This is a genomic window from Arthrobacter sp. CC3 (assembly GCF_039907775.1).
In the GTDB taxonomy this organism is placed as follows: Bacteria; Actinomycetota; Actinomycetes; order Actinomycetales; family Micrococcaceae; genus Arthrobacter.
The window spans coordinates 1-10,237 of sequence record NZ_JARCCY010000080.1; the positions used below are offsets into that span (position 1 = coordinate 1).

At 57.4% G+C, this 10,237-nt stretch carries 6 protein-coding genes; 1 reads left to right on the plus strand and 5 read right to left on the minus strand.

Annotation, left to right across the window (positions count from 1 at the left end):
* Positions 1-882 precede the first annotated feature (882 nt).
* The 4 genes from PV761_RS23765 to PV761_RS23780 form a co-directional block, all read right to left on the minus strand.
* The gene (locus PV761_RS23765) at positions 883-1,509 is read right to left on the minus strand and encodes a TetR/AcrR family transcriptional regulator (RefSeq protein WP_347899985.1); all 627 of its coding nucleotides are present in this window, start codon (positions 1,507-1,509) and stop codon (positions 883-885) included.
* A 338-nt stretch (positions 1,510-1,847) separates the two neighbouring features.
* Positions 1,848-2,864, minus strand: coding sequence for an ABC transporter permease (locus PV761_RS23770; protein WP_347899986.1), 1,017 nt, complete (start codon positions 2,862-2,864; stop codon positions 1,848-1,850).
* A 17-nt stretch (positions 2,865-2,881) separates the two neighbouring features.
* A complete protein-coding gene (locus tag PV761_RS23775) occupies positions 2,882-5,371 on the minus strand; it encodes an ATP-binding cassette domain-containing protein (RefSeq protein WP_347899987.1) in 2,490 nt (829 codons plus the stop codon).
* Positions 5,372-5,397: 26 nt separating this feature from the next.
* Positions 5,398-6,525: a substrate-binding domain-containing protein gene (locus tag PV761_RS23780; RefSeq protein WP_347899988.1), complete on the minus strand. Its 1,128-nt coding sequence runs from the start codon at positions 6,523-6,525 to the stop codon at positions 5,398-5,400.
* A gap of 276 nt (positions 6,526-6,801) precedes the next feature.
* On the opposite strand from PV761_RS23780, the gene PV761_RS23785 reads away from it, so the two are divergent.
* Positions 6,802-7,548 (plus strand): SDR family oxidoreductase, encoded by a 747-nt coding sequence (locus tag PV761_RS23785; protein ID WP_347899989.1) that lies wholly within the window; start codon positions 6,802-6,804, stop codon positions 7,546-7,548.
* 122 nt (positions 7,549-7,670) lie between these two features.
* Here the strand turns inward: PV761_RS23785 and PV761_RS23790 are convergent, their stop codons facing one another.
* The gene (locus PV761_RS23790) at positions 7,671-8,420 is read right to left on the minus strand and encodes an SDR family NAD(P)-dependent oxidoreductase (RefSeq protein WP_347899990.1); all 750 of its coding nucleotides are present in this window, start codon (positions 8,418-8,420) and stop codon (positions 7,671-7,673) included.
* Positions 8,421-10,237 lie beyond the last annotated feature (1,817 nt).

Genomic DNA, 10,237 nt, shown 5'->3' on the forward strand with positions numbered 1-10,237 from the left:
TGCCTGCGGTCCTGCTACTGCTGAGGCCATGGAAACACCCTTCACGCGATTAACGGCAATGTCATCTGCGGCGGCAAAAGCCTTGGGCTAATTTACCGACCTTCGGTCCACGCAGGTTGCGAGTTCCACTGTTGTTAATGGCCCAGGCCATACGTCGAACCCTTCAAAGTTCGATTTCCCTACAGGAAGCTAAGCAACCAAACGTTTGGTCAATCTATTGATAGCACCTTGTCCCCGATTTGGCGAAATTGGTTCCACGACATGGCGAGCTCCAGGCAAATCGAGGACCGTGCGACCTTTAATCAGGGGCACTTCAAAACTAACGAGCTGCAGCGTGGCCGACATTCAACGCAAACGGTTGAGGGGCCAAAGCCGTGTCGCCTGCGACAGCACCGCCTCCAAACCAGCATTCAGCAGGGTCGCTTAGAGTTTCGAGCCCGCATATAGGATTCCGAAGGCATAAATACAGTCCACGAGTCGTAGATCGCTAAGTGGCCTGTGAATCTGGGTGCGGCATCAACAACTCGATGTCATCGTACAGTCGGATGCAATTGGGACGTATCCGACGTCAAAGGACCACCGCCGCGTGAAATTACCAACCCGGACTAAACGCTTGGCAGCGGTACGCGGCTTCACCTGGAGGTTAGCGGCCAGCGGATCAGGGGAGTGGGGGGGGGCTGGTCAAGCGTCCTGATCCGCCGACTTGAGGGCTCCTGGAACTGCTGTGCCAGCCCAGTTGGCACATTCGCTTGCGAGGTGCGAATTCGCCTGACCAATGGCATCGGATCGATTCATGAAGGCACGACGAAACGGTGACGGCCCAAGAAAAGACATTCGAGTTCCGCTTACGGAACTCGCCCCGGCAACTGCCACGAGGTTTCCTCAGGGCGCAACTGCATTTCTCACCAAAGCAACGAGCGCTTCTGCAATGTCCGTAGCTGAGAACTTTTTACCGGAGCGGCTGGGCCAATCTCGTACGTTATTTACGGCCCCGATGACGAATCGAGTGATAAGCCTGGGGTCCTGATCGCTACGAATTTCTCCGGATTCCTGCGCGGACGTCACTAACCTCTGGATATGGGACTCGAAGTAACGCCCCCAAGTCTTGGCCTCTGCTAGCCTGTCCCCGGTTAGATTCCGCATCTCCGTGAAGAAGATGTTTGCGCGCTGGACATTGGCGATATACCAAAGACTGGAACGCTTCAAGTACTCAAGGAGCTCCTCCAAAGGGGGGAGGCCCAGCTGGGCAACCTCCTCCGCAATATCCGTGGTCTCTTTGTGCGACTGCTCGAGAATTCTAAAAAGTAACTCCTCCTTGGAGGAGAAATAGTGATAGAGACTGCCTTTGAGGACGCCTACTCGATCCGCAACTTCTTGAATTGAGGTGCCCGCGTAACCCCGCTCGGAGATCACATGGATGGCCTCTTCCAGGACCACCTGGTCCCGGTTGCGCCGCTGCGTTTTGCGCGCGGCTGGTGGCCGTTTCGCTATTACTTCTACAGATGTCATAGCCTAGCCCTTCGTTTCGCCGTGTGCGGAGACAATTTGTGAGTCATCCGGCCGTTCGCATTCTACCGAATGATTGGTTGATAGTCCACTGATTATGCAGGTCGAGATGGCACTCCTGCCGACCCCGGAAACGGCCATCCGTCTCCACAAGTTAACGGCGTAACGACGCACCCATCATATTGAACATACTCCTAGCCGCACATGGTGGTTTCGAGGACGAGCCGACAAATCGAGGTGGCCAGCAGGGCAACCTCGACAGGAACCGTGGGGGATCCATCGCTATGCCAGTGGCCGCGATAGTGCCGCCGATGTCTGAAGCCTGTGCCGCAAGGATACGATCACCTCCGCACGAATCGGGTCCACGGCACCAAACGGGCAACTGCGGCCAGCCCCAGCACGATACTTTGGACCAATAGCTGAGTCGAAGGCGGGGCTCCGAGCGTCAAGACCATCTGGACGACTAGGGCTAACAAGACGCCAGCGATGGCCGTCGCGGTAATACTGCCCCTGCCTCCGGACAACACTGCCCCGCCGATGACAACAACTGCGACAATGGACAACATATAGCTGTTCCCCAGGTCGTAAGTTGCCTGCCCCGCGTAGGCCGCTAGCAACAATCCCGCCAACGCCCCGGAAATACTGGAAGCTACATAGGCCGAGACAACATGGACTTCCACGCTTGTTCCGCTTGCTCGGGCTGCTTCTGGCGCGGCGCCAACGGCTGTGAACCTTCGTCCATACACGCTCTTGGCCATCACAAACGACGATCCGGCAACGAGAACTATGGCGATCCAACCAATGAACGGGAGACCGGCTGCAGAACCCGTAGCTACCGCCCTCAATGCGTCGGGTGTTGTTTGTGCATTGCCGTTGGAAACAGTCCAAACGGCGCCGATGAGGAGAGAATTGGAGGCTAGCGTCGCCAAAATCGGCGTGATATGCAAGCGGGTCACCAGCAGTCCGTTTGCTACGCCGGCAACGACCGCTGCAATAGTAGCCAAAACGAGTCCGAGCCAAATTGACTGACCATTGGCGGTGCTTGTCGCTACAATGCCGGCAGATAGAGTCATCGAACCTCCAACGGAGAGGTCGATTCCTTTCTGCTGCACGACCAGGGTTTGACCGATCGCGGCTATAGCCATGATTGCAGCGGGAATGATCACTGCGACAAGCGATGCCGGTGTGAGCACTTGTGGGACAAAGATCGAGGCTACAAGAATTAGCACTACAGTGGCCACACCTATGGGTACTGCCTGTGCCTGCAAAGCACGTGAGGTCCATGACGGTGAGGTCAGCGGTGCTGTCTCAGCCATTGAAGTGACTTTTTCGCGGGAGGGCCCTGGAATCATTTTCATTGTGTGGTCATCCTTCATCAATGGCGGGAAGCTGCACGTTGCCGAGCGATGGAGTACAAAGCAACAGCGCCCAGAGTCATCGCTCCAACGAGGTAGTACTGCCAATCGGGCGAAAACCGTAGAAAGACAGTTAGTGAATTCATCATTTGCACCATAAGGGCTCCAAGAAGTACGCCAATGAAGGACCCGCGCCCGCCAAAGATGCTCGCACCGCCGACTACGGCCGCCGTAATACCGAGAAGCGTCAGCCCTGATCCTGCCCTCGCGTCCCCCGTCGCGGTCTGTGCCATGAATAAAATTCCGGCAAGTGCGCTTAGAAGGCTGCACCCGAGGTAGGCCCACATCCGCACCCGCTTCGGGCTCAAGCCGTTTACGCGGGCAGCTTCCTCCTTGGATCCGACGGCTCGCAAAGAGACGCCCGGGCGGCTTCGTTTGAGTGCGACGTTCAGCCCAATGCCCATCGCCAACACAACAACGAAGGTCACCGGCACTGGCCCCACAACCGCCGAAATTGGATCCGTAACTGAACTGCTAATGAAGCCGCCAGGGCTCGGGCGAAAGATGAATGAAACCCCTTGGATCGCCATATAAGTCACTAGCGTCGCTACGATCGGACTCAACCGTACAAGATCGATAAGGGCCCAATTGACAAAGCCCACCAACAGTGCGGTTCCGAAAATAATCAGCCAGCCGCTTGCCGACTCGACCAAGGACGCCCCGTCAACAAGATAGAAGGAAGCAATAATCGCAACAAGGCCAACTAGAGGCCCCGTTGAAAGATCGATTCCGCCTGTCAGCAGGACTAGCAGTTGCCCGAACGAAACAAGTGCAAGGACCCCGGTCAGCGCCAAGATTCCACCTATGTTGTTTGCACCCAGAAACAACGGGTTCGCCGTGACCCCGACGAGTGCCATGGCGGCGATGATTAGGCTCACAACCCACAATGGTGCGTGATCGCCCGCTAGCCAAAGAAGCAATCTTCGACGTGCGGAAGCTTCACGGCCCCGTTCGACGTCCGACGTCAAGGCGGCCTGGGTGATTTCGCGTTCAGAGATTGAGTCTCCAATAATTTCGCGAACCACTTGGCCCCTAGAGAAGACCAAGACGCGATCGGAGATGCCGGCGAGCTCGCTGGCATCAGAGGACCAGACGATGACAATGGCGCCTTCGTTTGCGGCGGCCCTCATCAGGGCATAAATTTCGCTTTTTGCTCCGATGTCGACGCCTTGGGTGGGCTCGTCGACGAGCAGTACCTTGGGACCCCGGGCGAGCGCACTGCCGATCAAGACTTTTTGCTGGTTGCCTCCGGACAAGGAATCGATCATAGTTTCGGTTGACGGCGTTTTTATCGCGTAGTCCTGAATGATTCGCTCTGCCATGGTTGTTTCTGCCCTGGCGCTGACCCAGCCAGCTGTTCCCAGAGACTTGAAGTTTCTCAGCGAGAGATTCTCCCGGACTGACAAACCTGTCAGGATTCCTTCGTTGTGCCTGTCACCGGGGACATAAACAACGTCGTTGGCCACAGCAGACCGGTGTCCGTAACGCTCGATCCGACGCCCGCCGATTTCGATGGCTCCTCGGGACCGTGCAATACCGGCTAGGCTTCTGAGGAATTCTCGCTGTCCGTTCCCGTCGATACCTGCAAGGCCAACGATCTCTCCGCCCTTGAAGGTGACGTTAGAGGGATGAAGGCCCCGTGTGTGGAAATTTTCGAGTTTTAGGATGTTTGAGGAGCGGAGCGCTTCGGTCTTGTCCGGGAAAAACACGTCTAGGTCGCGTCCGATGATCAGGTTGACGATCTGATCTGTCGTGCATTCCTGCGTGACAGAAGTGCCGACTGTCCGTCCGTTTCGAAGAACCGTTAGTCGGTCCGTAATCTCTTTCACTTCGTTGATGCGGTGCGAGATGTAGACGACCGCGCGTCCCTTGGCAGCATGAGCGCGCACGTGTTGAAAGAGGATTTCCACTTCCGGTCGTAGCAGGTGCTCCGTAGGTTCGTCGAGGACCAGTACCTGCGGATCCTGGCTCAGAGCTCTGCAAATCTCGACGATGAATCGTTGCTGAGGCTGGAGCTGTTCCACTCGATCGCTGGCATCAAATGAGAGTCCGTCTCCCCATTGTTTCAGCTGCCTATTTGCCCATGTCAGGATGTCACCCGCAGCAGGTCGGAGTGATGGTTGAACGGCCAGGTAGAGATTCTCGGCCACCGACAGGTCGGGCAGCAGGGCTGGTTCTTGGCGCACGATCGCCAGTCCCAGAGCTCGGGCAGCCTGGGGATCAGCATTGTCAAGCGTTACACCATCAATTATGACGTCGCCGGAATTCGCTTCCAATGCGCCGGACGCAATTGCCATCAGCGTGGACTTTCCAGCGCCGTTTTCACCGATGACCCCATGGATCTCGCCGAACTCCACCCGGAGATCCACATCTGCAAGGGCGATGACACCGGGGAACTCACGTGTTACTGAGCGGATATCGAGTGCGGCTGTTGTGCGTGTGCCGGCCACCTCAGTCAAGTGTTGACCCATCATGACTAGCCGTGCACTTTTCGGAGTTCTGTCTCGGTCAGAGAAACCGACCAATCCACGTCAGGCGACATCGAGGAATCGCACTTCGCGTTCACTCCACCAAGCGTGTCGATGGAAACAAACGGCCTGACTACGAGAGGCTCCGAGGTTGTCGCACCAGTAACGGTGGCAAGCATGCGGCGGAAGGCGACGACGCCAAGCGACTGGGAGCCATCCCACGAGAACAGAGGGAAGTTCTCCTTCTGCCACGAACAAGCAACTCCGTTTGTGGAATTCGCATTCGCAAGGTACGGAAGCTTCATCCCGGCCTCTTTGTAGGCCTCCAGGACGGCGGTGTCATACGCGCCGGCATCTGTGACCACGGCGTCGATGCGGCCGTGCTTGGCCAGCAAGCCCGTCATCACGCGTTTCTTCTCAACGGCTGAGTTGTTTGTAGGCTGAAACTCCGGCTCGACAAGCTTCAGCTCGGGATACTGGGCCAGTGCACTGGAGAAAGCGTTGAATGATGCGATACTCGACGGCTGTCCTGGGGCATTCCCAAGAAAGACGACCGTACCTTTCTTGAGGTTTTTGTTCAGCCAGTCGGCCCAACCCTGGCCGTAAGTCTTCAAGTCCTGGGAAACGTGGGCCGTTACGTCAGTTCCGGCCTTCCCGCTAGAGTCCGCAATGAATGTTACGACCGGAACGCCGGCTTTGAGCGCGTTCCTGAAGGACGGGATCTGAGCCTGTCCGAAAATCGGAAGGGTGACGATCCCGTTGACGCCTTGTGAGACCAGCGAGTTTACGTCGGAAACAGCCTTTTGTTGGTCCACTTGCGCATCCACCATCTGAACGTCCTGGATGTTGGGGCATTTCTTGGATTCATTGAGGATCATCTGATAGACGTCCTTCATCCACGGATTTGCGATACCGGTCGGGAACGCGAGTTTGAGAGGTTTGTCGCCGCAGAGCTTGGTCACGTCGTAAGAATCAATGACTTGCTGCGCCGACGCATATTGTTTTGGCTCGTCCAGGGTGGCTTCACTTGCGGCGGAGGCTGGCTTCTTGTCAGCGGACGGGACGCATGCAACCAAACTCAGGCCCAGTGCAAGGACGGCTACGCCGGTCACGGACTGCCCAATACGTCGCTTCATAATATCTTCCTCTCCTAGAGGTGCGCAGATCGTTCCTCAGGAGAGCTGCGGTGCGCACCATGGCTTCCCAATAGACGAGGCCAGGGTGCCCGAAGATCGGGTACCCGCGGCCGTTGGGGGTTACCCAATTTCAGCTGACCAAACCCACTTTGTCAACCATACGGTTGGCAGATTTACGATTTTACAGCCAGAAAGTATTCAAACGACCGTATGGTTGATCCTTGAGTGGTCTCCCAACGCCTGGGAGGCCCGGCCCAAGTTGAATCAGGAGAAATCATGGCAAGTGTCAAAGACAAAGTCGTCATCGTAACCGGCGCCTCTCAGGGCATGGGCGAGAGTCACGTAAGGATGCTGGCGGCAGCGGGAGCCAAGGTCATCGCGGGGGACCTTAATGACGTGAGGGGAAAGGAGATCGCTGCGGAACTCGGCGATTCCGTGCGATATGTTCACCTGGATGTAGTCAACCCCGGGGACTGGCGGCATGCTGCGTCTGTTGCCCTAGAGGCGTTCGGGGCCATCGATGTACTCGTGAACAACGCTGCCATTAGCGGATTCTCCAGCATAGAGAATGCGACCGTCGAAGAATTCAGGCGAACGATGGACATCAATGTGCTCGGCGTATTCAACGGCATCCAAGCTGTTGCAACCGCCATGGTCGCGGCAAAGCGCGGTTCGATCATCAACATTTCATCGATTTCAGGAATGAAGGGCTCCAACCATCTTCACGCATATACAGCGAGTAAATGGGCCGTCCGCGGCCTCACCAAATCCGTGGCGCTCGACCTGGGGAAGTATGGAATTAGAGTGAACTCGATCCATCCAGGTCAGATCCTGACTCCAGCGGCGGAGGCGCTGGGTATCGAATTTCCGACAGGCCATGTTGCGCTCGGGCGCGCTGGGCTCCCCGAGGAAATTTCGGAGTTGGTGCTGTACCTGGCAAGTGATTCATCCCGATTCAGTACCGGATCTGAATTTGTTGCAGACGGCGGTGAGATGGCGGGCCTGCCGCAGACTCTTGTCTGATTATCAAGAGATCCCGCCCGGTAGCATCCTGGGAGCTGGTCCCGACCCTTCTTCGGTCTGATGCAGGTCGACCACCGGGGGCATACAATGAATTTCCCCCGGTGGTCGGCAAGCATCTCGGTTTAGGCCGAAGCGGATGACCCTCCGTCGATGGTGTAAACAGCGCCGTTTACGTAGCTTGCCTCGTCTGATGCGAGGAAAGCGACGACTTGTGCCACCTCGTCGGGTGTGGCCATTCGTCCGAGGGGCATGAGTTCGTTGAGCGCGTCCCGTTGCTGCGCCGTCATATTCGCTGTCATGGGAGTCTCGACTGTGCCGGGAGCCACAGCATTCACGCGGATCCCGTCGCGGGCATATTCGAGGGCGGCACTTTTGGTCATTCCAACAACAGCGTGCTTGCTTGTCACATAGGCGCTAAGCATAGGGGCAGCCGCAATGCCTGCTCCTGAAGCGGTATTGACTATTGCTCCGCCGCCTGCTGCCAGCATGTGGACAAGCTCTGCCCTCAGGCAAAGCACTAGCGCCCGGGCGTTGACATTCATAACCCGATCCCAGGTGCCGAGGTCCAATTCATGGAACCGCTTGGCCTCATGAAGTATTCCTGCATTGTTGTGAGCGATGTGCAGGCCGCCGTAGCGTTCCACGCAGAAGGAGATCATTTCATTGACGTTGAGTTCGTCTGTTACGTCGACTCTGAAGAAGGACGACTCGCCGCCGTCGTTTCGTATTTCGCTCACCACCGCTTCGCCGGCTTCTGCATTAAAGTCTGCGACTACTACCTTGGCGCCCTTTGAGGCGAATAGTTTGGCTGCAGCCGAACCAATGCCACCTCCAGCGCCGGTCACAAGCGCAACCTTGTCACTAAACATCATTTCTTGGCTCCTTTGGGGTAGATGTATCACTAATTGGCAGAATCCCTGCGGGCATCACACGGGGCCGAGCAACTGCTCCGTCACTGCGGACAACCATGACTATGCATCCAGAATCTCATCAATCAAACGCTCGATAGATTGTTAAGTATGCAGCAGACTAGCTGGCGCACCCTTCGGGTGCCAGGGCGGGAGCGGGATGCTTGCCGCTCCCGCGCCCAATCGGTCCGTCGCGCATGGGTGTACGCGCCTCCCGCGGTATCCGAGCGCGGGCCGTCATGGTTCTTCGAATCCTGTCTCGTCGTATTCGCATTGTTCACGTAGGACGCTCAGAGTCTTCATTGACGCGTGTATCACGCGTACTATAGGTTATTAAAACCACCAAGCGTTTGGTTGATTCTCAATATAACATGTCCAATGTCCCTCCGGCCGGTTTCAGGATGAAGATGCAATGACAGTAAGAATGGATTTGGTCGCAGGCGGGCCGGCGGCGAGGGCTCCTCGTCCGCTGTCATATGAACCCAAGAGTCTGTTCGGAGACGAATGGCAGCGATTAGGTGGCGCTGAGGTCGATGTTCGCCGGTTCGGTCGGACAATTCGGACGGGGACGGTCGACGCGGTCACCCAGGATGGATCCATGATCTGGCTGGCGCGGCGCGGGGTGGAGGAACGACGGCTTGTACACAAGTCCGACGGTTATGAACTTTGGCTCGCCTCTTCCGACATACACCGCCTTCTTGCGGAGCCGCTGTGACGCTGCGTGTTGTCGTGAGGATCCTGCGCATCGTCCAGCGATACCGGCGGTCTCGGACCCTGGGTCGCTGAGTGCGCTCCGACCGCGCATGGCAGGCACCGCCGCAGTAGCGGGAGCGGGCAGCTCCTTATGCCTCCCAAGGCTTTGGGCTCGGCAACCTCCGCATGCCTCCTTCGGGCCGGCTGATGCCGAACCGCGGCTGTACGTCCGGATCGGGGACCGCGTCCTAGGCGCTTTCTTAATCGCTTAAACGACAGCGGCGGCGGCCTGCATCTACGGAATTGATCGCTGCAGCCGGAGGCGCCACCCTCGACCGGCTGCACGTTGCCTGAAGCCCGATTCGGTATAGCAGTGGTGCCTCGTTGACGAGGCGGTTGGCCGCCAAAAAGGGGCTGACGACGGTCCCGTTCCGCCGCTCCATGACGTTGCGGCCGTGCAACTGGTCCTGCCGTATGCCCATCGGCAACCACGGCCGTACGGGCACCCTCGTTCCCATCGACGCCACGATTTCCTTGCTCAATGGTCTGTAGCGACCTTTGCGGGTATGGATTGGACACGCAGTTCAGGTGTAGGCCCACATGGCTACCAACGGCTCGGGGCTTCGCAGCAGACTTCTTCGCCGGTACGGTGTCTGTGACTGGGAAACACCAGCGTTATGCACTACCGGTGATCAGCTAGAGCGGGACGAAACGCTGGGCTCCTGGCCGGCGGGATCGTTTCAGATGGCCACGCCGGTCTAAGCCTGGCCCATCGATAGGTATTGCTTGTGAACTAGCATGGCCTCACACGAAGGGCTGTCGGCTGCATTATGGCGTTGTGTAACACCCGCGCCAGTTCGAAGTGGGATCGTGCAGTTCGCTTTGCTCAGACTACTATCGGGGCCCCACCTGGGCTGAGAATCGGCACGTCGTGTGCGCGGCTTTCTACGTTTACTATCTTGCAGGGTCTGACCCCGTTAGTGCGGCACCGAGCAGATGCCATCCGTCAGGGGGCGTCTGCTGGGAGATCAAATGCGGCGGCCATTGTTTCAAAGCCTGCGCGCCAGTCCTCAATGGGGGCGCCTACC